20 protein-coding genes and 1 tRNA gene are annotated in these 25,267 nt (G+C 62.1%); 5 read left to right on the forward strand and 16 right to left on the reverse strand.

Annotated elements, in window-relative coordinates:
- Positions 1-65: 65 nt before the first annotated feature.
- Positions 66-1,100 (reverse strand): lytic transglycosylase domain-containing protein, encoded by a 1,035-nt coding sequence (locus ACI5KX_RS08865; RefSeq protein WP_406810308.1) that lies wholly within the window; start codon positions 1,098-1,100, stop codon positions 66-68.
- 102 nt (positions 1,101-1,202) lie between these two features.
- Here ACI5KX_RS08865 and ACI5KX_RS08870 point away from each other — a divergent pair.
- The 3 genes from ACI5KX_RS08870 to ACI5KX_RS08880 all read left to right on the forward strand — a co-directional run bounded on the left by ACI5KX_RS08870 (position 1,203) and on the right by ACI5KX_RS08880 (position 7,409).
- Positions 1,203-1,292: transfer RNA gene (locus ACI5KX_RS08870), tRNA-Ser, on the forward strand.
- Positions 1,293-1,642: 350 nt separating this feature from the next.
- On the forward strand, positions 1,643-4,741 hold the full coding sequence (locus tag ACI5KX_RS08875) for a S8 family peptidase (RefSeq protein WP_406810309.1): 3,099 nt from the start codon (positions 1,643-1,645) through the stop codon (positions 4,739-4,741).
- Positions 4,742-4,826: 85 nt separating this feature from the next.
- Positions 4,827-7,409, forward strand: a complete 2,583-nt coding sequence (locus tag ACI5KX_RS08880) for an EAL domain-containing protein (protein ID WP_406810310.1) — start codon at positions 4,827-4,829, stop codon at positions 7,407-7,409.
- 14 nt (positions 7,410-7,423) lie between these two features.
- On the opposite strand, the gene ACI5KX_RS08885 is transcribed toward ACI5KX_RS08880, so the two are convergent.
- The 5 genes from ACI5KX_RS08885 to ACI5KX_RS08905 form a co-directional block, all read right to left on the reverse strand.
- Positions 7,424-7,630: a hypothetical protein gene (locus tag ACI5KX_RS08885; protein WP_406810311.1), complete on the reverse strand. Its 207-nt coding sequence runs from the start codon at positions 7,628-7,630 to the stop codon at positions 7,424-7,426.
- Positions 7,630-9,039, reverse strand: coding sequence for a dihydrolipoyl dehydrogenase (lpdA, locus tag ACI5KX_RS08890; RefSeq protein WP_406810312.1), 1,410 nt, complete (start codon positions 9,037-9,039; stop codon positions 7,630-7,632). Before lpdA ends, ACI5KX_RS08885 begins: the two co-directional genes overlap by 1 nt.
- A 218-nt stretch (positions 9,040-9,257) precedes the next feature.
- Positions 9,258-9,599 (reverse strand): acyl-CoA thioesterase, encoded by a 342-nt coding sequence (locus tag ACI5KX_RS08895; protein WP_406810313.1) that lies wholly within the window; start codon positions 9,597-9,599, stop codon positions 9,258-9,260.
- A 39-nt stretch (positions 9,600-9,638) separates the two neighbouring features.
- A complete protein-coding gene (locus ACI5KX_RS08900; protein ID WP_406810314.1) occupies positions 9,639-10,100 on the reverse strand; it encodes a hypothetical protein in 462 nt (153 codons plus the stop codon).
- An 8-nt stretch (positions 10,101-10,108) separates the two neighbouring features.
- On the reverse strand, positions 10,109-11,548 hold the full coding sequence (locus tag ACI5KX_RS08905; RefSeq protein WP_406810315.1) for a 2-oxo acid dehydrogenase subunit E2: 1,440 nt from the start codon (positions 11,546-11,548) through the stop codon (positions 10,109-10,111).
- Between the two features lie 132 nt (positions 11,549-11,680).
- Here ACI5KX_RS08905 and ACI5KX_RS08910 point away from each other — a divergent pair, with 132 nt between their 5' ends.
- Positions 11,681-12,133: a universal stress protein gene (locus ACI5KX_RS08910; protein ID WP_406810316.1), complete on the forward strand. Its 453-nt coding sequence runs from the start codon at positions 11,681-11,683 to the stop codon at positions 12,131-12,133.
- On the opposite strand, the gene ACI5KX_RS08915 is transcribed toward ACI5KX_RS08910, so the two are convergent.
- The 10 genes from ACI5KX_RS08915 to radA all read right to left on the reverse strand — a co-directional run bounded on the left by ACI5KX_RS08915 (position 12,134) and on the right by radA (position 22,874).
- A complete protein-coding gene (locus ACI5KX_RS08915; RefSeq protein ID WP_406810317.1) occupies positions 12,134-12,649 on the reverse strand; it encodes a peroxiredoxin-like family protein in 516 nt (171 codons plus the stop codon).
- Positions 12,650-12,705: 56 nt separating this feature from the next.
- A complete protein-coding gene (gene rnr / locus ACI5KX_RS08920; RefSeq protein ID WP_406810318.1) occupies positions 12,706-15,000 on the reverse strand; it encodes a ribonuclease R in 2,295 nt (764 codons plus the stop codon).
- Between the two features lie 107 nt (positions 15,001-15,107).
- Positions 15,108-16,487, reverse strand: a complete 1,380-nt coding sequence (locus ACI5KX_RS08925) for a M28 family peptidase (protein WP_406810319.1) — start codon at positions 16,485-16,487, stop codon at positions 15,108-15,110.
- A gap of 39 nt (positions 16,488-16,526) precedes the next feature.
- Positions 16,527-17,114, reverse strand: coding sequence for a DUF805 domain-containing protein (locus ACI5KX_RS08930; RefSeq protein WP_406810320.1), 588 nt, complete (start codon positions 17,112-17,114; stop codon positions 16,527-16,529).
- A gap of 21 nt (positions 17,115-17,135) precedes the next feature.
- Positions 17,136-17,720 carry a polyhydroxyalkanoate synthesis repressor PhaR gene (gene phaR / locus ACI5KX_RS08935; protein WP_406810321.1) on the reverse strand — a complete coding sequence of 195 codons (585 nt, stop codon included), beginning with the start codon at positions 17,718-17,720 and terminating at the stop codon, positions 17,136-17,138.
- Between the two features lie 65 nt (positions 17,721-17,785).
- Complete coding sequence (alr, locus tag ACI5KX_RS08940; protein WP_406810322.1) at positions 17,786-18,838, reverse strand: alanine racemase; 1,053 nt, start codon at positions 18,836-18,838, stop codon at positions 17,786-17,788.
- The gene (locus ACI5KX_RS08945) at positions 18,822-20,462 is read right to left on the reverse strand and encodes an MFS transporter (protein ID WP_406810323.1); all 1,641 of its coding nucleotides are present in this window, start codon (positions 20,460-20,462) and stop codon (positions 18,822-18,824) included. Before ACI5KX_RS08945 ends, alr begins: the two co-directional genes overlap by 17 nt.
- Positions 20,463-20,513: 51 nt before the next feature.
- Positions 20,514-20,954, reverse strand: a complete 441-nt coding sequence (locus ACI5KX_RS08950; protein ID WP_406810324.1) for an iron-sulfur cluster assembly scaffold protein — start codon at positions 20,952-20,954, stop codon at positions 20,514-20,516.
- A 4-nt stretch (positions 20,955-20,958) separates the two neighbouring features.
- A complete protein-coding gene (locus ACI5KX_RS08955; protein WP_406810325.1) occupies positions 20,959-21,495 on the reverse strand; it encodes a CvpA family protein in 537 nt (178 codons plus the stop codon).
- Between the two features lie 11 nt (positions 21,496-21,506).
- Positions 21,507-22,874 (reverse strand): DNA repair protein RadA, encoded by a 1,368-nt coding sequence (gene radA, locus ACI5KX_RS08960; RefSeq protein WP_406810326.1) that lies wholly within the window; start codon positions 22,872-22,874, stop codon positions 21,507-21,509.
- A gap of 73 nt (positions 22,875-22,947) precedes the next feature.
- Here radA and ACI5KX_RS08965 point away from each other — a divergent pair, with 73 nt between their 5' ends.
- A complete protein-coding gene (locus ACI5KX_RS08965) occupies positions 22,948-25,266 on the forward strand; it encodes a patatin-like protein (protein ID WP_406810327.1) in 2,319 nt (772 codons plus the stop codon).
- Position 25,267 lies beyond the last annotated feature (1 nt).

Raw genomic sequence — 25,267 nt, forward strand, 5'->3', positions numbered from 1 at the left:
AAATGCAATTCGAGCACCGCCGCGATATAGCCCCGCCCCCGACGCTTGGCGAGCGATCCGGCGCTTTAGTTCACGATTTCGTCCGCCAGCAGCCCCACGCTCATCGCGTAATAGTTGGAGCAATTGTACTCGAGGATCACGCGGTAGTTTCCGGTGAGCAACCACGCGGTCTCCCCCGGGCCATCGGGTTGGAACAGCGAGACGAGCGTGTCTTCGGGCAATGGGCGCTGGGGTTGGACGCCAAGTGCGCGCCACTCGCGCACGGTTTTCCATTGGCTGTGCCGCTCGTGCACCCGGGGACAGACCTGCGCCGTGAGCTTGGTCTTGAATGCGTCCACATCGAAACCTTCGGGGACATAGGCGCGGACGCCCCACGGCTGCCCCGCCCGCCATCCAGCATCGCGGAAATAGTTGGCGATCGAAGCGAAGGTATCGGCGCGGTTGGTGAAGATGTTGGCCCGTCCGTCCCCATCGCCATCGGCAGCGAGGCGGAGATAGACCGAGGGGAGGAATTGTGGATTGCCGAATGCACCCGCATAGCTCCCAACAAGCTGATTGCGTGAATATCCTTTGTCAGCAACCTTCATCAAGGCAATGAATTCATTCTCGAATAAGTCTCTGCGCCGTCCTTCCCAAGCCAATGTTGCGAGGCTGCGCGCGAGATCGAAATCGCCGCGGATACGGCCATAGCTGGTTTCGTGACCGAAGATTGCGACGATGATTTCTGCCGGCACTCCGTACTCGGCCTCGATCGCACGCAATGTGGAGCGGTAGTCACCGTAGACTGAACGCCCGCCTGCGATGCGCACCGAGTTAACATGGGTCGCGATGTAGGGGGCGAGCGCGGGATAACCCCGGACGGTCGGTCGGCCAGGCTGGCCCCGGTCGAGGCGAATCACCCGCTCGTTCGGAGTGAGATCCTGCGTCATCCTCCGGATTGTCGCCTCGCTCACGCCTTCAGCACGCGCGCGGGTTTTGAGAAGCTCGACATAGGCGTCGAATTCTATTCCGTCGCGCGCCTGCGATTGGGCAATTCCCGGTGAGGCCGGCGCGGAAAGGGCGAGCAAAAGGCTGGCGGCAATGAGAAGACGTGCGTTCATGGTGCATGTCTCTCACACTTGAGATGAATACCCAATATCCGAAGTGTGGTGACTTTGCCGAAATGCCCCGTTAACAGGCTCTCCCGCGCAATGACGCTCAGCGGACAGGTGGCAGAGCGGTTGAATGCACCGGTCTTGAAAACCGGCAAGGGTGCAAGCCCTTCGTGGGTTCGAATCCCACCCTGTCCGCCACTTCCTTCTTTGAACGCAGTGTCGACTGACGCCATGGTTAACGTCGGGTTTTCTGCGAGTTTCCGAATCGCTGGATTGATCCCGTTTCGATGTCAAATAGCTTCAAATGCTAAACCCGTAAGAATTGCCGCTCGCCCGGGTTCAGGCAGCAATTTACCCATTCTTAAGCTTTGCGAACGGCATTCTGCGGTCGGTTGTCGCGATCGACCCCACCGCGACCGATCTTCACCAAAGCTTCAAACTTCTTACTATTTTAACCGTCTCCGCAAACGAAACTCCAGAAGCTCTCCGGCTACAACACGCTCGTGATCGGTGCATCGACTGCACCCCGAACGAACGGATTTGAAGCCATGAAGTCATTGTCCATCAGTACCGCGACTTTCGCCGTCGCCGTATCGCTCGCCAGCACGGCGCAGGCGAACGAGACGGCGCCGTATATCGCGCCCGAAACGGACGGACTGTTCGAAAGCAAAGCGCCTGCGACGCAGCAGACCGCCCCGGTGGTCGCCGTGCAGGTGAACGAGCCGCTCGGCGTGACCACCGAAGTGCCTGTCGCTCTCGTGGACGCGGCGTTCTCGCTGGAGGCGCCCCAGGGCCTGCGGCTCCCGGCCAATAGCGACCTGGCGGCTGACCTCGGCGCATCGGATGACCGCGTCGTCACCACCATGAGCATCGATCCGCGCTATGGCGACATCGACGCCTTCTGGCGCGACATCATCGCCTTCTATGGCGATATCGATGCCTTCTGGGGCGACATCAGCCCGTTCTACGGCGACATCGATGCCTTCTGGGGCGACATCAGCCCGTTCTATGGCGACATCGGCGCGTTCTGGGGGGATATCAGCCCCTTCTATGGCGACATCGGTGCCTTCTACGGCGACATCGTCGCGTTCGAAGCGCACATCAAATCGCTCGGCACTTTCTGGAAATCCAGTGGCTCGCTTATCTCGCAGATCGATGCGAAATGGACCGCCAACCAGCAAACCGGCGCGATCGGCGATGCCTACAAGACGATCGACGAAGACCTGAAGAAGCTGCGCGATTCAGCGGTCCTTCAATTCGGGGCAGCGGGATTCACCAAGGAAATGGGCGACGCGATCATGGCCCGGCACGGGTTTTCGCTCAAGGACCACGAGGCCATGCGCAAGATGACCGCGGCCGAACGCGCCGCCTTCTTCCTCGACTGGCACGACAGCCTGAATATGTATTCGGGTATCGATGCGGTCGATCACTGGATGGGCACGGTCAACTGGACGCCTTCGGTCACCCAGATCCAGGGTTCGGGTTCGAGGACGGTCATCGGCGTGATCGACGGCAGCTTCGCCAAGGATGCCGATCTCGGCAACAACATCATCTGGTCGGGCGGCGGCACCAATACGGTGGGCGGGCACGGCGCAGGCGTCGCCAGCCTCATCGCCGGTGCGCATAACGGCGAAGGCGTGATGGGCATCGCGCCGGACGTCAGTATCGCGACCTACAACCCGTTCGATGCCACCGGCAATGCGAGCTGGACCGATGTCGCCGACGGCTTCGTCGCCTTGAAGCAGCTCAACGCTGCCCAAGGCGATGTGAGCGTCGTCAACCTCTCGCTCGGCGAATCCGGCTGGATGTTCACCGACGGCACCGCGAAGTTCCTCTACCGCTGGGACGTCGATAATTACTATCACAACACCGTGTTCGTCTTCGCTGCCGGCAACGATGGCGTCGCCCAAAACACTAGCGTCGAGTTCAACGATGCGGACGAGGTCGCGATGATCTTTGTCGGCTCGCTCGGCCTCAATGGTGAAATTTCATCGTTCTCGAACCGTCCGGGCAGCGGATGCCTGCTCGATTTCGGGGTGTGTAAACCGGGCAACGAACTCTACATGCGCACGGTCGTCGCACCAGGCGAGATGATCCTCGTGTCGGATGGACAGGGCGGCCTCGTCCGTCGTTCTGGCACTTCGTTCGCCGCTCCGCTGGTATCGGGCGCGGTTTCGCTGCTCCACGACCGTTGGCCGTGGCTCAAGAACAATCCGCACGAGACCGCCGAAATCATTTTCCGTTCGGCCAAGGACTTGGGCGCACCGGGCCCGGATGAAGTCTATGGCTGGGGCCTTCTCGACGTGACCGCATCGCAGTCACCGCTCGATTTCAGCAAGATGAACTTCAAGCTCTACCAGCAGGTCGGCAGTTCTTGGTATGCCCAGAATTACAGCGCCCTGCAAATCCTTGCCGGCGGTATCCCAAGCTGGTGGGAAACCAGCAACGTGTTCTTCACCGGTTTCGAGGATATCGGCGACACCTATCGCGATTTCTCGATCCCGATGTCGGCATACACCTATGGCAAGAGCACCAACGCGCTTGGCAACGGCTACCAGCGGCTGCAGGACTTCGTTTCCGATCGCTTCGCCAACTGGCTGCTTTCGAACGGCGCAGACAAGGATGGCGACGGGACCCTTGGAGTGTCGCAAGTCCGCACGAATATGGCCGAAACCAACGACCAGTGGACCATGCGCTATGACGCCATTGCCCCGCGCTTCAAACAGGACGGCGCAATGCGCCCGGTCCACAACGCTGCGACGCTCACCAATCCTTCCGGCGCGATGTCTTTCACGCTGGGCCATGGCCAGGGCGCGCTCGCGCTGGCCGGCGGTCAGTTCGGGATCATGACCGATCACGATTACAACACCGGCGGCGTCAACCCCGTGCTCGGCTTTGCTTCGGGTGAGTTGTTCGCAGGTGCCAGCTACAAGCCGGCCAAGGCAACCACGCTCACCTTCGGCTACAGCAAGGATCGCGAGGACTGGGAAGATCTCGACGGAGCTTCCGAGCTCGACCGCGCAATCCAACGCCAGTTGGGTGCACGGGAGGCCGAAGCAATAACCCTCGGCATTGAACAGAAGATCACCGACCGGCTGACGGTCGATGCGCAGTGGACCCGCCTAACCGAAAAAGACGCAGTGCTCGGTTCGCAGACATCTATCGACGCATTGCTCGGCGAAGGTTCGCAGACCGATGCGGTCACCGTTACCGCTTCGATGGACTTCGGAGACGGTTTGTCGTTCGACCTGTCGGCGACAGGCGGCGCAACCCAGGTCGACGAAGGCCAGCTGCTTGCGACCTCGCAGCGCGCACTCAGCACCGCAGGCCAATTTTCGGTCAACAAGCGCGGCGTGCTGGGCCAGCGCGATATTCTGAGGGTGTCGGTTGGACAGCCGCTCAATATCGAGCGGGGTGAGCTCGAATTGCGCAGCGAGCAAGTGCTCGACCGCCTGACAGGCGAACGCGGAATGGTGACGCAGACAATCGGGATCGAGACAAAGCGTCGCCACACAGCGGAACTGGTCTACGCAACCCCGGTCACCGAGACCTCCGAATTCGGCCTGATCGGTCGGTACGTCAGCGGCGGGGCCGAAGGGCAGGACGAAAACTTCATGCTTGGGGCAAACTTCGGACTGCGGTTCTAAATGGTTTGCAAAGAAAATTCAGCTAGGAACGCGGGCTAACGCGAACCGGCGATAAACGGTCAAATTGCAGTTGGGGGACAAATCAGTGAAAGGGATTGCGAAACGGCACGCACTGCTTGCGTCTGCTTTCCTGCTGGCTGTGTCCGGCCCGGTATACGCCGACGACGAGGTGCTATCGGGATACGAGCAGAGCATTACCGCTGCCAAGTCCCAAATGATGGGCAATTCCGCTGCCGCTCTCGACGCGGCCACGGAAGCGGAAGATCTCGCCTCGACGCTCGGCGAAAACGAAGACATCGCACGCCTCACTGCGAAGTGGCTTCAGGGCGAAGCGCTGATGCGCCTCAACCGGGCTCCCGAAGCCGAGAAGATCATTGCCGAGGCGCTGCGGGAAGTCGCGCGGATCGCTCCGGAGGACAAGCTTCACGCCGATCTCTTGCGTTCGCAGGCCGGACTGCAGGCTGCCGCCGGCAAGTATGGCGAGGCACTTTCGAGCTTCCAGAAGGCGCACGATCGCTACAAAGCACTCGGTGAGGCCCGCAGCCAGGCGATCGTCCTTCAAAACATGGGCTCGCTTTACTCCGACGCGCGCGACTACGAGCGGGTCCTTAGCTATTATCGCGAAGCTACCGAAGTCTTCCCGGAGGATAGTGCGCTGGCGCTTTCCGCGCACAACAATAAGGGTAACGCGCTTAAGGAGCTTGGCCGTTACAAGGAAGCGGAGAGAGAATTCCAGCTCGCGTTCGAGGTCGCAAGTTCGATGTCCAGCGCGATGCTGGAAGCACGGATCCTGACCAACATCGCCTCCACCCAATTCCTTGACGGAGATCTGCGAGCAGCGGACCAGAGCATCGCAGAGGGCATGCGCCTTGCATCGCGCGAAGCCCGCGACTGGCTTCCATTCCTTCACGGCGTAAAGGCACAAATCGCCTATGAACGCGGCAATGTCGGTCTGGCACAGCTCCACATGGGACGTGCCTTTGCGGGCCAGGACCTGTCGAAGACGTCATCCTATTTCCGGGATTTTCATGAGACCGCATACCGGGTCTATTCTGACACCGGTGAATATCGTCTCGCGGCCCGGCACATGGCTGCCTTTAACCGGATCGACAGCCAGGCCCGCGATCTCTCCGCGCAGGCTAACAACGCACTGCTTGGAGCGCGTTTCGACGCCGAAAACCGCGAATTGCGCATCTCGAAGCTTTCAGCGGAGAAAGAAGCGAATGAAGCGCGCCTCGCCACGGCACAGAACCAGAATTACCTGCTGACGACGCTGATCGCTCTCGTCATCTTCGCTTTCGCAATTGCCATGCTCGTGCTGCGCACGGTCAACCGGAACCGAGCTGCGATCAAGGCGGCGAACGAGAAGCTTACCTATGTGACGCAGCACGACAGTCTGACCGGCCTGTTTGCACGCGACCACTTCCGCCACCTGCTCGACAAGGAAGCGGATGCCTGCGCGCGCGATGGCAAACATGGTGTCCTGATGCTCATCGACCTCGATCGGTTCAAGCAGGTCAACGATGTCTACGGCCATGCAATCGGCGATGCGTTGCTGGCGGAAGTTGCCAACCGCTTCCGCGAGGCTGCCGGCAGCAGGGCTGTCATCGGAAGGCTCGGCGGTGACGAATTCGGTCTGTTCATGCCGCACCCGAGCACTCTCGATGAAGCCGGTGAAATCGCTTCGGCCATCATCGCGCGCGTCAGTGAGCCGTTTGAGCTTGCCGATAAGGAAGTTTCGGTAGGCGCGTCGATCGGCATGGCCGAGATCGGTCGCGATGGAACATCGACCAGTATCCTTATGACCAACGCCGATCTGGCGCTCTACGAAGCCAAGGGGCGTGGTCGTGGTACGCATGTCACCTATCGCCAGGCCATGCGCGGACAGCTGGAAGAACGGGCACAGATCGAGCACGACCTCAAGCACGCGCTGGAGCGTGGGGAGATGTCGGTTTCATACCAGCCCATCGTCGATCAGAACGGCGAGAACGTGCTGTGCTACGAGGCCCTGATGCGATGGAACCATTCCGAACGCGGTTCCGTTGCACCCGATGTCTTCATTCCCATCGCAGAGGAAGCGCAACTCATCGAGCCGCTTGGCGAATGGTTGCTGCGCACTGCCTGCAAGGAAGCGACAAGCTGGCCCAGCAACGTCAAGCTGAGTGTCAACGTCTCCGCCCTGCAACTCCATCACCGCGGGTTCCTCAGCACAGTTGTCGAGGCTCTGGCATGGAGCGGTCTCGCACCGGAGCGTCTGCTGCTCGAGATCACAGAGTCGGTCGTTCTGGAAATGGACGACGAGCTGGAAGGGCTGATCAAGAGCCTAAGCGGCCTTGGCGTCTCGTTCGCGCTTGACGATTTCGGTCGCGGATATTCCTCGCTCAACTATATCGAGAAGATGCAGTTCTCGATGATCAAGATCGATCGCGAATTCGTCCAGGCGGCCAGCGCCGGTTCGGTCAAGAGCCAGGCGATCGTTACCGCCATCGTGTCACTCGCCCGCTCGCTCGATATGGTGGTGACAGCCGAGGGCATCGAAGCCGACGAACAGGCAGTGACCATGCGCGAGCTGGGATGCACCTGCTTCCAGGGTTTCTTCTTCGGATCACCGGCCAAGGTGTCGGGTCAGGAAAAGTCCAAAGAAATCAGCTCACTTAAGGTCGCCTGAGCCAGGCCATCCCCCTAGCTTTCGTCGTCCTCGGGCTTCGACATGTGATCGAGGTTATCGATATCGCTCTGGTCCCCGGCATGGTCACCATGCGGGTCGCCCCACATCACCAGCGACGGGGCAAACTGCTTGCCCTTGGGAAACATGCGCCCCTTCATGTGAGCGATCAGGTCCTCGCTGGTGAGGAAGGGATCACCATCGCTGGAGCTCTTGCCTGCCATCAGATGTGCAGCGCGCGGCCATACGCCCCGAGCACGCTCTCATGCATCATCTCCGACAAGGTCGGATGCGGGAACACCGTCTGCATCAGCTCCGCCTCGGTCGTCTCGAGCGTCTTGCCCACGGTGTAGCCCTGGATCAGCTCGGTCACTTCGGCACCGACCATGTGCGCGCCGAGAAGTTCACCGGTCTTGGCGTCGAACACCGTCTTGATAAAGCCCTCGGCCTCGCCCAGCGCGATCGCCTTGCCGTTGCCGATGAAGGGGAAATTGCCGACCTTGACGTCGTAGCCCGCTTCCTTCGCTTTCGCTTCGGTCATACCCACGCTGGCGACCTGCGGGTGGCAATAGGTGCAGCCCGGGATGTTGTTGCGGTCGAGCGGGTGCGGATGGAGATCTGTGTTACCCAGCTCCTGCGCGATCGCTTCGGCGCAGGTCACACCTTCATGGCTTGCCTTGTGCGCCAGCCACGGACCGGGCGTACAGTCGCCGATCGCCCAGAGCCCTTTCGATTTGGTGCGGCCATACGGATCGATCTGGATGAAGCCGCGATCCATCTCGGCCAGCTTCTCCAGTCCGATGTTCTCGGTGTTGGGCACGATGCCGATCGCGACGATCACGTGGCTGAACTCGGTCTCCGAGACCTTGCCGTCCTTGCCCTTGATCTTGGCCTTCACGCCCTTGTCTCCGACCTTCAGGTCTTCGACCCCCGCGCCGGTCATGATCGTCATGCCCTGCTTGGTGAGGCTCTTTTCAAGGAAGGTCGAGACGTCCTTGTCCTCAACCGGCACGATCCGGTCGAGCATTTCGACCACGGTCACGTCGACGCCCATGTCGTTATAGAAGCTCGCGAATTCGATTCCGATCGCTCCCGAACCGATCACCAGCAGCTTGCCCGGCATTTCCGGCGGCGTCATCGCGTGGCGATAGGTCCACACGCGCTTGCCGTCGGCCTTGGCAAACGGGAGGTCGCGGGCGCGCGCGCCCGTCGCGACGATCACGTGCTTCGCGGTGAGCTTCTCTTCGCCCTTATCGCCCCTCACCGCCACGCTGGTCGCGCCGGTCAGCGTGCCCTCGCCCATGTGCACGGTGATTTTGTTCTTCTTCATCAGGTGCCCGACGCCCTGGTTGAGCTGCTTCGCGACGCCGCGACTGCGTTTCACGATGGCTTCGAGGTCCGCTTCGATCCCCTTGGCGGCCAGCCCATAGTCCTTGGCGTGCTGCATGTAGTGGTAGATCTCGGCCGATCGCAGCATCGCCTTGGTCGGGATGCACCCCCAGTTGAGACAGATACCGCCAAGGTTCTCACGCTCGACGATGGCGGTGTTCAGCCCCAGCTGCGCGCACCGGATAGCCGCGACATAGCCTCCCGGGCCCGAGCCAAGCACGATCACATCATAGGAATTGGACATTTTCAATCAGCCTTCAGAGTGGTTTGGCATGCGCGCTGCGAAAGTGACGAAGTTGACACCGTGTCATCCGCAAAATCGTGCATTTTCCGTATTGAATTCAATCGATTGGTTCGAAAAAGCGAAGTTGACACTTTGCAAAATGAAAATTTCTGTCCCCACGCGCGAAAAAACTGCGATCACCCTGTCGATTAGGCTTTCGGGGCCAAGTAGGAAAATGCTCATGCGATCACCGCCGAAACCGGGCGCGGACGGTCGTTCTGGTCGAGCAGCACGAATTTGAACGTGCCCTCTGAAACCTTGGTCTCGGCCTCGCCGTTGCGCTCGCGCGCCACGCCTTCGGCCAGGATGGTCAGCGAGGTCTTCCCGGTTTTCAAGACGTCACAATAGATGCTGAGCTCGTCTCCCACTTCCATGGCGCCGGGAAATGTGAAGTCGGTCGCATGGACGACCACCGCCTTGCCCTTTCCCACCCGGCTCGCGAGCGAACCCGCGCCGAGCGCCATCTGCGCCATCAGCCAGCCCCCGAACACGCCGCCATAGGGGTTTAGATCGGTCGGCATCGCGGTCGCGCGGATTAGGGGATCACGTCCAGGCACGGCTTACCCCGCGATCAGCTCGATGAAGTTCTCGTTGACCCATCCCGATTTGCACGGGCCTTCGTAGGCGCGCACGCTCGGGACCGGGGCGCCAGTACCGCACCTTTCGATGCCCTCTTCGCCCTCACCGTAAACCACACCGATCCAGTTCCCGACCTGCTGACACATCGACACCCCCTTGCCCGGGCCGAGCCGGTCGATCTCCTCGGCATTGCCATTGGGCGCAGCGCGGACCGAAAGGTAATTGTCGCCGTTTGGATTGAGATTGGTCACCAACCCATAACCCGCACAGGCATCGAAGCGCGGACCATCGAAGCCGATCCGCACCGGTTGCGGCGCGACCTCGGGCAGGTTGCGCGCAGTCGGCCCTCCGCGCTCGAGCGCCTCGCTTTTGTCCTCGCGCTCGCCGGAGCATGCAACCAGAGCCAGCATCGCGGCGATAATGAGGGGGGTGGTGCGGGGCATAGGTTCTCTTATACCACGAGACCCATCGGGTTTTCGATCAGGCTTCGGAACTGATCGAGCAACTTGGCGCCGTCGACCCCGTCGATCGCGCGGTGATCGAAACTGCCGGTTACGCTCATCACGGTGGCCACCTGCAGCGCGCCGTCGACCACATAGGGGCGCTGTTCGCCCGCGCCCACCGCCAGGATCATGCCCTGCGGCGGATTGATAACCGCGTCGAACTGCTTGGTCCCGAACATGCCGAGGTTGGACAGCGAGACCGTGCCGCCCTGATACTCGTGCGGCTGCAGCTTGCCATCGCGGGCCTTGCCGGCGAGTTCTTTCATCTCCGTCGAGATTTCCGCGAGGCCCTTGCGGCCCGCATCGCGGATGATCGGCGTGATCAGGCCCGATGGCGCAGCCACTGCGACCGAGACATCCTGCCGCGTATACTGGTGCATCACGTCGCCCTGGAAAGAGACGTTACACTGCGGCTCGCGTTGCAGCGCGCGGGCCAGCGCCTTGATGATGAGATCGTTGACCGAAAGCTTCACGCCGTCGGCTTCGAGCGACTCGTTGAGCTGCTTGCGCAATTTAAGCAGCGGATCGAGCCGGACGTCGACCGTGAGATAGATATGCGGCACGGTCTGCTTCGCCTCGGTGAGGCGGCGGGCGATGACCTTGCGGACGTTGTTGAGCTTCTGCTCCTCGTAAGGCGCATCGTGCTCGCTCGCGGGCTGCGCCGCCGGAGCTGGTGCCGGTGTCGGAGCGCTCGCAGCCGGTGCAGGAGCAGCAGCGGCGCTCGGTTCGAAACTTTCGATATCTGCCTTCACGATCCGGCCGTTGGGGCCGGTGCCGCTCACCTGCGCCAGATCGATACCTTTTTGCTCGGCGATCCGCCTGGCGAGCGGCGAGGCGATGATGCGATCGCCCGATGACGCCGAAGCGGGAGACGGAGCGGGAGAAGGCGTCGGCGACGCACCGGTGACCGAGGCCGCACCACCGCCACCCATGGCTTCCTCGACATCGCCCTTGGTGATCTTGCCCTTGGGTCCGGTGCCTTCGATCTGGCCGAGATCGATCCCGTTGGCTTCGGCCAGCTTGCGCGCCGTGGGCGTCGCCGCGGGGCCATCGTCCGATGCTGCCGCAGCCGGAGCCGGGGCTGGCGAAGGAGCCGGCGCAGATGCGGCATCGCCCGAAGGCGCGCTTACGTCGCCAACATCCTCACCCTCTTCCGCGAGCATCGCAATCACCGCCCCGACCGCAACGTTCTCGGTCCCTTCCTCCACGACGATCGCGGCAAGCGTGCCTTCATCGACCGCCTCGAACTCCATCGTCGCCTTGTCGGTTTCGATTTCGGCCATGATGTCGCCCGAACTGATCGTGTCGCCGACCTTCACCAGCCACTTGGCCAGCGTGCCCTCTTCCATGGTCGGTGACAGGGCGGGCATCTTGATTTCTATCGGCATGGACGTGTCGATCCCTCTTGCGACGTTTCCCCAACGTCATTTGTTATCGGTGTCTCTGGCGAATCCACAGGCGCGGGGCAAGGCCTTGCATACGAAACCATTTGAATGGATAGCCCGAAAAGGAGAGCACCGATGCGCACGTTCCTTGTGGTTACCGACGACAGCGAAGAATCGCGCGCGGCCCTGCGGTTTGCGGCACGGCGCGCGGTTGCTGTCGATGGAGCGGTGCATATCCTCGCGCTCGTCCCGCAGCAGAATTTCAGCGCGTTCGGCGCGGTTCAGGCGACCATCGAACAGGAGGCCCGCGATCGCGCGGAGATGCTTGCGCACGGCGTCGCAGGCAATCTCCTCGCGGAAAGCGGAATCATGCCGACGATCTCGGTCAAGATCGGGAACGGGCAAAAGATCGTCAGCGAGTATCTCGCCGACCATAGCGAGGTCGCCGCACTCATTCTCGGCGCAGCGAAGGGCAGCAACCCCGGGCCGCTGGTATTGCACTTCTCCGCCCATTCGGGCGAGCTGCCCTGCCCTGTCTACATCATCCCGTCTGATTACGACGAGACCGACAGCGACCACGAAGTGTGATCAATTGAGCGTGCCGCGCGTCGGGTAATCCTTGTCGATCACGAAATCGAGACCTTGCAGCAGTTCGTCCAGCGGTGGCCGGGTGAACGGAGCGTTCTGGACGTTCGCGAAATAGAGCGTGCCGTCGGGCCGGACGAGGAACAGGCCGGGCTCGGAGAAAATATCCGGCTCGTCGGAATCCGGGCGCTTTTCCGAAATGTAGAGGCCCCACTCGCGCGCGGTGTCCTCGCTCATCCCGTAGGCAAGCGGCACATCGCCGGTCTCCCATTCCTCATCGACGACCATCGCGCGATCCTTGTCATCCATCGAGACGGCGACGACATTGATCCCCAGCCTGGTGAAATCATCGAGTTTTTCCGACCACTGCTTGAGGTAGCCCTTGCAGATCGGGCAATGCTTGCCGCGGTAGAAAACGACCGCCGTGAAGTGGTCCGGGTTCTGCTTGGCAAGGTCGTATTGCGCGCCGATGGTGAGCGGCAAATCAAGGCTGGGGACTTCGGAACCGGGCTTGATCATAGAAATTCTCCTTTGTTTATGGAATGTTCGTTAAAGGAGGACGTTCCGTTACACCGTTAGCGTTTTCTTCCCTGATGGCGGATGTTGCCGGGGCGGCCACGCTTGCCGGTCTGGTGCTTGCCCTTCTTGGGACCGCCCGGTTTGCCCCTCTTCTTCGGGGGCCGCCCGCCGCGCGTGTCGATCGAACCCGCATCGGTATCGGGCAGCACGAATTTGAGCGCGCCGGTCAACGGATTTGCCTCGGCCAGCTTCAACTCGAGCCGGTCTCCCGAAGCATAGGTCGTGCCGGATTTTTCGCCGACCAGCTGCTGTGCAGCCTCCTCATACCGGAAATATTCGCCGCCCAGAGTGGAGATCGGCACCAGCCCATCGCCGCCCATGCCGACGATAGTGGCGAAGAAGCCGAAGCCCTGCACGCCTGTGATGCGCGTTTCGAAGGTCTCGCCCACCCGGCCTGAAAGCCATGCGGCAACGTAACGATCGATCGTGTCGCGTTCGGCCTCCATCGCCCGCCGCTCGGTCTGGCTGATCGCGTCGGAGATCTCCTGCAAGGACTTGCGATCCTTGTCCGATAGCCCCGTGGTGTCGGGGAGCGAACCGGACGGCTTGGGCTGTTCGAGCTTATAGGAATCGACAAGTGCACGGTGCACCAACAGGTCGGCATAGCGACGGATCGGCGAGGTAAAATGCGCGTAGGAGCCGAGCGCCAGCCCGAAGTGCCCGGCATTGGCGGGGCCGTAATACGCCTGCGTCTGGCTGCGCAGCACCGCCTCCATGATCAGCGCCTTTTCGGATTCATCCGAGACATCCTTGAGCATGCGGTTGAACAGGCTCGGAGTGATGACCTGCCCCAGTGCGAGCTTGCGATTCATGGTCTGGAGATAGTCGCGCAACGCGAGCAGCTTCTCGCGGCTCGGCGGTTCGTGAACGCGGTAAACCACAGGAGAGTTCTTCGCCTCCAGTGCCTTTGCCGCGGCGACATTCGCCGAAATCATGAAATCCTCGACCACACGGTGCGCATCGAGCCGTTCGCGGATTGCGATCTCGGCGATCTTCCCGTCTTCGCCCAACACCACGCGCCGTTCGGGCAATTCGAGTTCGAGCGGATCTCGCCGATGCCTCGCCGCTTCAAGCGAGCGCCAGGCGTTCCACAGATGCTCGAGATATTCTGGCGGCTTGCCACTGTCGATCGCGGCCTGGGCATCCTCGTAGGCGATGTTGTGGTGGATGCGGACGATGGCGCGGGTGAAGCGAAACTCGTTGACGACGCCCTCTTTGTCGATGTGGAAGTGGCACGCCATCGCGGCGCGGTCCTCGCCTTCGCGCAAAGAGCACACATCGGCGGAAAGGATCTCGGGCAGCATCGGGACCACGCGGTCGGGGAAATAAACCGAGTTCCCGCGCTTCCTTGCTTCCCGGTCGAGCGGCGATCCCGGACGGACGAAGAACGATACGTCGGCGATCGCGACGAGCGCGTTGAAGCCACCCTTTCCGTCCGGCTCCGCCCAGATCGCATCGTCGTGATCGCGCGCGTCGGCAGGATCGATCGCGACGATGGGAAGGTTTCGCAGGTCCTCGCGCTTGTCTTCGCAAAGCGAAAGTTCGGCTGCGCGCTTAGCTTCCTCGTGCACCTCATGCGGGAAGACGTGCGGGATCCCGTGCTTGGCGATGGCGATCAGGCTGAAGCTCTTGGGCGCAAGCGGGTCGCCGACAACTTCGATCACTTTCACGCCCGAGCGTTCCGAGCGCCCGACTCGTTCGGCGAAAACCAGTTCGCCTTCCTTCGCCTCACCGACATCGACGATCTTCGCCGAGTTGCGCACGCGCTTGTCGATCGGTGCGAGCCATGCCTGGCCGCTGCCGTCGATTTCGACCACGCCCATCAGCCCTTCGGTGCGCGCGGGGAGCTTCTTGATCGGATCCGCGGTCCAATTGCCGCTTTTCTCCTCTGTCCGGGCAAGCACCCGGTCGCCGCGCTTCAGGGCCGGCTGGCGTTTGCCGCCCTTGCCCTTCAACTCGCGCACGGTGATGCGCGGCGGTTTCTTCGGGGCATCCGTTTCCCAATTGTCGGGCACCGCGATGACCTCGCCATCCTCGATCGCATCGACCCGCAGCACGGTCACCTTCGGCACGCCGCCCATGCGGTGATAGGCGGTTTTCTTGCCGTCGATCAGCCCTTCCTCCGCCATATCCTTGAGCAGCTTTTTGAGCGCGATCTTTTCCTGCCCCTTGAGCCCGAACGCCTTAGCGATCTCGCGCTTGCCAGCGGGCTTATCGGAGGTCTGGATGAATTCGAGGACTTGGGTCTTCGAGGGCATGCCCTGCTGACGCTTCTTGGGAGATTTGGCCATTATTACGCCCTATGCCTCAACCCGGTTCGTGTCGAGCGTAGTCGAGACCCCTTCACACCGGTATTTCGAATACGCGTTACGCGCACCGCTCGAAACGAACGGCGGGGCTATTTGTCGGTCTTCGCGACCGGCTCGAAGGCCCCGCCCGGAACCGCGCTCGATACGGCTGAGCAATACTGGCCATTGCAGGCCTGAACGCCGAACAGCCAATCGTCGCCGCGCAGGGGAACGGTAGTGCTCAAATCGGCACCGGGCGTTCCGCCTTCGATTTCCAGCTTGCCCGCCCACATGCTGCCGTCATTGCCAAGCGGGGATTCCTGGAGCCATTTCGGCTCATCCGTGGGGCGAACCTTTATCTCGTAGGTGTCGGCGCCTGCGATGCTTTCCCATCTAACTTCCGTATCCACCCGCACCGCGGCGTCCACGCTCACCTTCGGCGGCATCGGTGCTTGAGCGAGCCTGTCGAGAGCGCGCACATTGAGCTGCGTCACCTTTGCGAGATAGGCGAAATCCATTTCGTCGGGCGTGTCGCCATAAGTCACGCCATCCTCGACCCGCAGGTCCTGGTGCTGGTGCTCGTAATCCTCGACTGCGACGGTAATCCGCACCGCGGGATAGCCCTTGTCGAGGAAAGGAATCTGGTCACCGCCCCGCCCCATGCGGTCGGTGCGCCAGATCTGGCGTACATCGAGCCCGCCCTCGGTTTCGTCTGCGAGCCCATCGAGCCAGCGCGACAGGTTGCGCGAAGGGCTGTCATTCTCTCCGCCATAGCGCCGTTGTCCGGCGCGCAGCCGGTCGGTCAGGTCAGCACGCGGGCCTTCCGAGAACACCCGCACATGCTGGTCATCGCAATAACCGTCCGAGCCGCATGATCCGCCGACGATATCGTTGTTGAGCACGGCCTTGACGGTGTAGCCCTGTTCCTCGACCCAGTCGGCGAGCAGCCGCCCGCCGAACAGGCCCTGCTCTTCGCCCGAAAGCAGCGCGTAGACGATGGTGGTGGGGTAGCGCTTCCCGGAAAGCACTCGGGCCGCTTCGAGCACCAGCACGGTACCCGACCCGTCATCGTTTGCGCCCGGCGCATCGCTTTGCCAATCGAGCACGTTCGATGCGCGGCTGTCGATATGGGCCTGCACTATCACGACCTCGTCCGGTCGCTCGGTCCCGCGCTGGATGGCGACGGCGTTGCGGATCCGCACGGGGTCGGGAATGCGGTCCCCCGAAACCATCCGCTCGGGCGCGACGACTTCGAGACATCCGTCGCAGCGCTCCGAAATCGCGCGGAACTCGTCGAGCCCCCAATCGACGGCTGCGCCTATCCCGCGCTCGGGATTGTCCTGCTCCGACAGCGTGTGGCGGGTCCCGAAACCGACAAGCGTATCGATATCGGCGCGGAGACGATCTTCGGAGACATTGTCGGCGGGATGGTCCTGCGCGGACAAAGGCGCGGCAAGGACAGCGGCGAGGAGTGCGAGACGTTTGATCATGCGTGCATCTGTGCCGATGCCTCAGCGTGCATGCAAGCGTCAGTGGTGGACGGGCTCGCCGCCGTACCTGTTCGGGCCGTGCTGGGACTTGAGGATACCGAAACCGATAACGACGAGATACCCGACCCATCCGACCAAGCTCAATGGATGCGCCTCGATCTGCATGGCCGCGGGGTTGGCCGGATTGGCGGGATTCATCGATTCCGCCGCGATTGCCATGATCTCGTCGAACATGACAATCGAATAGCCGACGCTGAAGATCTGCGTGGCGACCGGAATTGCGGCGATCCATCCGCTGAAACCCGCATCATGCAGCCGCCGCACAAAGGCTGCGACGACGAGCAGGACGGCCACGAGCGATACTATGGCGGAGACCCACATTTGCAGCTCGAGATAGCCGGTCATGCCTTCGAGCATCTCGGCGGAGAGCGTGTCGGGGTCGGCCCCAGACGAAACCGCGTCGAAGGTGGTGGTGAAGATGCCGACGATCATCGGCAGCGCAACCGCGATTCCGATCGCGTATTGCACCACGAAAACGAAGAGAATGTAGAACCAGAAGGTCTGCCGCGCGTCGCGGCCCGAGAAATCGGTCAGGCTGGAAAGATTGTACCGGACCGAATTGATCATCTGCGTCTCCGAAAACCCGGCCTATTTGCTGAGTTCGTCGAGCTTTTTCTGCATTTCGGCCATTTGCTCGCGCAACACCTCGATTTCCTTCTGCGAGCCGCTCTCGCCCGATGACCCCGCGCTTTTCGACGCATTCTTGCGTTGGCCGGGGATGAAGGTTTCGGCCGCCGCGCGCATCATCGCCATGTTGGTTTCATGGATCGCGGCGAGCGGGCCGGAGCTCATGCCCTTTTCGAACGCTTCGCGGATTTTCGACTGGTTCTCGCGAAAATTCGTCATGCTGGCTTCGAGATAGGACGGCATCAGGTTCTGCATCGAATTGCCGTACATGCCGATAAGCTGGCGGAGAAAACTGACCGGCAGCATCTGCTCGCCATGCGCTTCCTCGTCCATGATGATCTGGGTCAGGATCGAGTGGGTGATATCCTCGCCCGATTTCGCGTCGATCACAACGAAGTCGATATTCTCGCGGACCATCTTCGCCAGGTCGTCGAGCGTGATGTAGCTTGACGAGCTGGTGTTGTAGAGCCGCCGGTTGGCGTACTTTTTGATGATGATGGTCTCACCCGCTTCCGTGTCCGAAGCGCCACCCGATTTCTTCGCCATATCGATCCCTGCGATTGTTTCTTCAGCGTGCTTAGCACCTGCACAATGTGCAGTGCAATATGGCGTTAGCCGCCGCGCAGCCGCTGTCCCAGTACGGTAAGCAATTCATATTGGGAAACAGAGCTTTGCTGCGCAGCATAGGGTAAGTCGAACGGCACTTCCAGCCAATCGCCTTCACCCAATTCGGTTGCATCTGCGAGATCGACGACGATCATGTCCATCGAAACCTTGCCCAGAATCGGTAGCCTGCGTTCGCCGTGAAGCAAGGTCGTGCCCGGTCCTCGCGCACGCAGGAAGCCGTCGGCATAGCCGAGCGAAACGGTGCCGACCCGCATCGGCGAGATGGCGGTGAATTCGGCGTTGTAGCCGACAGTTTCACCGGCCTCGATGGTGCGCGCCTGGATAATCGCGGCCTCGATATGCGCGACTTGCGCGATAGTGCCTGACAGCTCGGGGCGCGGGACGCCCCCGTATAGTGCAAGACCCGGACGCGTCAGATCGAAGGCATAATTCTGCCCGAGGGCAATTCCCGCGCTATTGGCAAGGCTGGCCAAGCGGTGCGGCACCAGCGCCCGGGCAGCGGCAAAGGCCTCACGCTGGTGCGCGTTCATGGCGCTGTCTTCGTCGGCGCAGGCTAGGTGCGACATCAACACGTTGATGTCGAGCGACTGGATGACCGGATCGGAAAGCTCGCTCATGGCCAAACCGAGACGGTTGATCCCGGTGTCGATCATCACGTGGCAAGTCCCGCCCCCACCTTCGATCCAGCGGCGTGCCTGATCGAGCGAATTTATGACCGGCCTGACGCCGGTCGCCAAGGCGTAGTCCACATCGGCGGACGTCATCGGACCGTGCAGCACCGCGATCTGCTCTGGCGAGGAATACTGCGCCACCGCCTCGACCTCGCTCCAATGCGCGACGAAGAAATTCTCGCAGCCCGCAGTGCGCAGCACCGGCACGCAGACATCGACACCCAGGCCGTAGCAATTGGCCTTTACCGCCGCTCCAGCGCGTGCCGCACCCGAAAGCCGGTCCAGCGCGTGCCAATTGGCGGCCAGCGCATCACTGTCTACGCGAAGGCGGTGGCTCGGCGGCGGCGCCTCAGGTGGCGACTTCATCGGCAAAGTCTCTCGGCGGTCCGTCGGGAATGCCCCACCATGCGACCACCACGCCGAATGCGACGACGCCCCAAGTGTACCACAGCCCCGAATAGATATCGCCGGTGCTCGCTACGATTACGCCAGCGATCAACGGCAGGAATCCTCCGAGATAGCCCGCGCCGATATGGTACGGGATCGACATCGAGGAATAGCGGATCTTGGGCGGGAACATCTCGGACAGCAGCGCCGCAACAGAACCGTAGGTCAGCGCCGAGAGCATACCGAGCCCCAGCAGGATCGCGATGATCCCGGCGACATTGCCGAACGTCGGCTGCTGTTTCGAGAAATCGAACCCGTACTGGGCGAGCGCTCCGCGAATGCCTTCGGTGCGGGCCGCGCCGCTTTCGAACCATGCCGGGTCGATCGCGATTGGCTCTCCGCCCGCGGATAGCGAGAGATCGCCGCCCGGCGTCAGCGTGTAGGTCACGCCTGATGCGGTCAGCGTCTCAAGTATCTTGCCGCAATCGGTCTGCTCACGGTCGAACAGGTCTGCGAAGGGATCGGTAACGCATTCGGGCCCGGAAACGGCGATAGGCGTGCGTTCCGCCGCTTCGGCCAAGCCGGGATTGGCCAGACTGCCGAGCCCCCAGAACGCCGGGAACAGCAGGAACAGCGTCGCGATCGCGCCGATGATGATCGGCTTCTTGCGCCCTACCCGGTCGGACCATTTGCCGATGACAACGTAAAAACTCATCGCGATCAGGCCGGAGATCAGCAGGATCAACTCCACCGTCAGGTCTTCGACATGCATCGGGCCGCGCAGAAAGCTCATCCCCGAGAAGAACGCGGTGTACCAGATCGTCGTCAGGATCCCCGTGATCCCGAACAGAGCAACGAAAATGCGCTTCTTGTTGCCCGGATAGGTGAAGCTTTCGACAAAGGGGTTTCCGGCGATCTGGCCTTCTTCTTTCATCGCCTGGAACACCGGGCTTTCGGAGAGCATCAGCCGCATCCAGAGGGAAATCACCAGCAGCAGGATCGACAGCAGGAACGGCACACGCCAGCCCCAGCTTATGAAATCCTCTTCCGGGATCAGGAACCGGCAGGCGAGCACCACGATGATCGAAAGCACGAACCCGCCAGCGACGCTCGCCTGGATGAAGCTGGTGTAGAAACCGCGCTTTTCCGGCGGAGCGTGCTCGGCGACGTAGATCGCCGCACCGCCGTATTCGCCGCCGAGCGCCAACCCCTGGATCACACGCAGGCAGATTACGATGATTGGCGCGGCTACGCCGATGGTTTCGACGGTCGGTATGAACCCGACCCCGGCGGTGGCTATCCCCATCAGCGTGACCGTAACGAGGAAGGTGTACTTCCTCCCCAGCCTGTCGCCGAGAAAGCCGAACAGGATGGCTCCGATCGGCCGGAAGGCGAAGCCGACTGCGAAAGTCGACCAAACCAAAAGCAGGCCAAGTGTGTCGTTATCAACGTCGTAAAACGCGTCTTTCAGGATGTAGGCGAGCGTCCCGTAAATGAAGAAATCGTACCACTCGAAGACCGTGCCCGCGCTCGAAGCGCCGATGACGAGCCGGATTTCCTTCTCGGTCGGCTCGCGAGAGGCGAGCGCCTGTGCTTCTGCCATAATCCCCAAAACCCTTTTTCGCCCGTGTCGTCCGGGCCGCTTGCGGAAGTCCTAGCGGTTGGCAGTGCCGCTGCAAAGCGCTTCGACCACGGCCTTCCACGGGAGCAAGAGCGCGCCATGCCGGCCGCTATGCGCTTGCGCAGGAAGCAGGGCGTCGAACCCGGGCCAGTCGGGCGGGTCGCCGCCCCGTTCCAGCCAGCGTTCGATCCGCTCGAGCGCGGTCGATACATCTCGCGCCGTCCTTCCGCGAATGTCACTTGCGAGCACGGCTGCCGAGCTCTGTCCGACCGCGCAGGCCGAAACCTGCATGCCGATGCGCGTTACCGCTCCCCCGGCATCGGTTTCCAAACCGACCTCAATCGTGCTGCCACAGGTTCGCGAGCGCGCTTCGGCGCGGAGTTCGAATGGGTGGTCGAGCGGAAAATCGGCAAGCGAAGCGGATAGCGCCAGAAGTCTTGGCGAATAAAGCTTTTCTGTTGCACGTTCGGCCAAGAGGCTACTCTTCCGCGTTAGCCTCTGCGGCCTCCGCTTCGCTGCGCAGGCGCGAGCGGCGCTCCGCAATCATCTGGACCAGCTCGCGCGAGAACGTATCGACCGCCGGATATGTGCGCGCAGTCGTGATCCAGCCCGGACGACCTTTGAATCCCCAGGTCGAATCGAACCCGAGAACGACAACCGAGAACGCGAAAACGACGATCAGCGCGCCCTTGACCGCGCCGAACCCGAAACCAAGCACGCGGTCGATCGGCCCAAGGATCGAGTTGCGCGACGCTTCCCCGACATTGCTCGCGATCAGCCGCATCGAAGCATAGGGGATCAGCAGCAACAGCACGAAGGCGAGCAGCGGGGTCGCCGGTTCGGCATTGTAGACGTTGCGCAAGGCCTCTGTGAGGAGGCCGTGGAGATAGTAGACGGCGAACGCGGCCAGTATCCACGAGGCAAGCGAGAGCACTTCCTGCACAAGTCCGCGCATGAAGCCACCAATTGCTGCGAATCCGACGAACAGCAGCACGATCACATCGAACAGGGTCATGAACGAGTCGCTTATTGGCTCCCCACCACCTGGTCAACGAGGTTGGAAAGTTGTCCCAAGCCGCGATAATCGAGCTTGGACGAACCGGTCTTCGCGTCGGACGGCCCGTAGCCGCGCAAGAATCCCAGCTTGGCCGCCTCGCGCAGGCGCAGGTCGGAATGCGCAACCGGCCGGATTTCGCCGGCAAGCGAGACTTCGCCGAACCATACCGCCTTGTCGGGCAGGGGCTTGTCCGCAAGCGCCGACACGAGCGCAGCTGCCACAGCCACATCCGCGGCAGGATCGGACAGGCGGTAACCTCCGGCGATGTTGAGATAGACCTCGGCGGAACTGAAATTGAGGCCGCAGCGCGATTCGAGCACCGCAAGCAACATAGCGAGGCGGCCTGTATCCCACCCAACTACCGCACGGCGCGGCGTCGCTCCCGATTGCAGTCGAACGATCAGCGCCTGGATTTCGACCAGCACCGGACGTGTGCCCTCCAGCGCCGGAAACACTGCGCTGCCCGCCAGAGGCTGGTCGCGCCCGGAAAGGAACAGCGAGGACGGGTTCGAAACCTCCTCCAGCCCCTCGCTCGCCATCGAGAACACCCCGATTTCGTCGACCGCTCCGAAGCGGTTCTTGAGCGCGCGCAGGATGCGGTACTGGTGGCTGCGCTCGCCTTCGAAACTCATCACCACATCGACCATGTGTTCGAGCACGCGCGGCCCTGCGATATTCCCGTCCTTGGTCACATGCCCGACGAGCACCAGCGCGGTCCCTTTTTCCTTGGCGAAACGGATGAGCTCGAGCGCGCAGCCACGCACCTGGCTGACCGTGCCGGGCGCGCCTTCGATCGTGTCCGAATGCATCGTCTGGATCGAATCGATCACCAGCAGAGCGGGCGGCTCACCCTGCCCCAGCGTAGTCAGGATATCGCGCACCGAGGTTTCGGAGGCAAAGCGGATCGGCGCGTCGGCGACCCCCATACGCGTCGCGCGCAGCCGCACCTGCCCCGCCGCCTCTTCGCCGCTGACATAGACGACGTCGTTGCCGCCCCGCGCGATCGTCGCCGCCGTCTGGAGCAGCAAGGTCGACTTGCCGATCCCCGGATCGCCGCCCATCAGCACAGCGGAGCCCGGCACGAGCCCGCCGCCGAGCGCGCGATCGAATTCGGCAAGGCCGGTGGATTTCCTGACCGGCAATTCGGTCGGCACATTCAGCGGCACGAACTCGATCCCGCGCCCGCCGCGTGAAAGGTCGTGTTTCTGCGAAAATACCGTGGCGGGTGCATCCTCGACCAGCGAATTCCACTCCGCACAGTCCGGGCATTGTCCCTGCCATCGCACCGTCACGCTGCCGCAGGCCTGACACACATAGCGTTTCTTGCTCTTCGCCATCCCCCGCCAATATCCGGAACATTTGAAGAACGCAATTGCAAACCCGCGCTATCCAGGGCACACCGGAAAAACCATGCGTCAGAAGGAATTGCGTCTTGCCCTTGTGTGCTACGGCGGGGTCAGCCTCGCGGTCTACATGCACGGGGTCACCAAGGAAATCTGGCACCTGGCCCGCGCAAGCAGGCTGTATCATACACCTAGCGAGACCGCCGAAGAAGGCGTGGCAAAGGTCTATCACGACCTGATTGCCTCGATCGAACGCGAGCGACGGCTGCGCATCCGGGTGCTGCCCGATATCCTGACGGGTGCGAGCGCGGGCGGGATCAACGCAATATTCCTCGCGCAGGCGATCCACTCCGGGCAATCGCTCGAACCGCTGACCGACCTTTGGCTGAAGAATGCCGATGTCAGCGAACTCACCGATCCCGAGGCCGAACCGCTCTGGCGCTTCGCCAAGTTCTGGGCGCAGCCGATCGCCGAATGGGTGCTCAGCCGTCCGGGCAATCTGATCAGCGAGAGCGTCTCGCCCGACACCCGCGCCGAAGTGAGGCACAAGGTTTCGCGCTTCGTGCGCGGGCGCTGGTTCCAACCGCCGTTTTCGGGCAGTCGTTTTTCGCGCATGCTCTTCGAAGCGTTCGAGACCATGGCCGCGACTGATCTCGGCCCTCCCCTGCTTCCCGCGGGACACCCGGTAGACCTGTTCGTGACCGCGACCGACTTTCGCGGCCATGCGGAGATGCTGCGCCTAAACTCCCCGCCCATCGTCGAGGAAACAGAGCATCGCATGCCGATCGGATTTCGTTCGAAAGTCACCCAAGATCCCGACCACAAGCTTGCCGATCCGCTCGAACTGGTGCTCGCCGCGCGTGCGACGGCGAGCTTTCCCGGCGCTTTCCCGCCACTCGTGCTCGACGAAATCGACCGGCTAGCTGCCGAAGAGGGGCATCACTGGAAGACGCGCGGCGCGTTCCTGTCGCGCATCATGCCGGGCCACGTTCGTGACGGGACGGTCGACGATGTCGCGCTGATCGACGGATCGGTGCTCGTCAACGCGCCATTCGGCGCGGCGCTTAGTGCGCTGAGCTGGCGCACCTCCCAGCGCGAGGTGGACCGGCGGTTCATGTATATCGATCCCCGCCCGGATCGCGGTGCAGGTGTGGGTGAAGCCCGCAACAAACCGGTTGGCTTCTTCCCGGCCATATTCGGATCAATCTCGACGATTCCGCGCGAACAGCCGATCCGCGACGATCTGGAACGGATCGAGCAGCAGTCGCGCGATGCCGAGCGGCTCCAGCGGATCGTGATGGGGCTACGCCCCGAGGTCGATCGCGCGGTCGAAAAACTGTTCGGCCATACATTCTTTCTCGACAATCCGACGCCCAAGCGGCTCGGCAATTGGCGCGCCAAAGCCCAGCAGGCGGCGGCCGAACGCGCCGGTTACGCTTTCGGAGCGTACGCGCAGACCAAGTTCACCGGGATTATCGACCGCCTGGCCGAGCTCACCCACGTTGCCGCACCGGAGCTGTCGCTGGGCGACGACAGCCTGATAGCGGCGGTGTTGCGGCGCGAACTGGCCGCGCGTGGCCTCGAGCAACTGACGGATGACAGCGGCGGAGCGAATGCGGATGCGATCGCATTCTTTCGCGCACACGATATCGGATTCCGTATTCGCCGGTTGCAGCTGCTCGCCAGGCGCCTTTCACGGGACTGGGAGACCGATCCCGAAATCCCCGATGATGCGCTCGATCTCGCACGCGAGAAGATCTACGAGATCCTTGCGCTGTATTTCCAAGCGGACGACAGCGCCAAGATCAGCGATGCCTTCCGCAGTCGCGCCAAGCGGGTGCTCGACGCTCCGGGCGAGGTGCTCGATTTTCTCGCCAAGAAACGACTGTTGCCGGAAACCGATATCGAGGCCGAACAGATGCTTTCCGCGGCGCTCGATGCCATGCCGAAGAATCTCAAGCGGCGGATGCTGCTGACCTATGTCGGTTTCCCGTTTTACGATGTCGCCACCCTCCCCCTGGTGCAAAGCGACCGGTTGGCCGAGTACAATCCGGTGAAGATCGACCGTATCAGCCCCGATGACGCGCGCTCGATCCGCGAGGGCGGGACGCGCGATACGCTGCGCGGGATCGAATTCTACAATTTCGGTGCGTTTTTCAGCCGTGCCTATCGCGAGAACGATTACCTCTGGGGCCGCCTCCACGGAGCCGAGCGGATGGTCGATCTGATCTGTTCGACGGTCGAAGGTGCGGTGCCGGCAGATGACATCCGCCGGTCGAAGCGCGCAGCCTTCCTCGCGATCATCGAAGAGGAGGTCGACGCCTGTCGCTGCGAGCGTGGCCTGCTGGAGCAGATTCGCGCCGAGATAGTCGAAAAGCTGGGCTGAG

The sequence above is a fragment of the Erythrobacter sp. GH1-10 genome (assembly GCF_045363165.1).
Taxonomy (GTDB): domain Bacteria; phylum Pseudomonadota; class Alphaproteobacteria; order Sphingomonadales; family Sphingomonadaceae; genus Erythrobacter.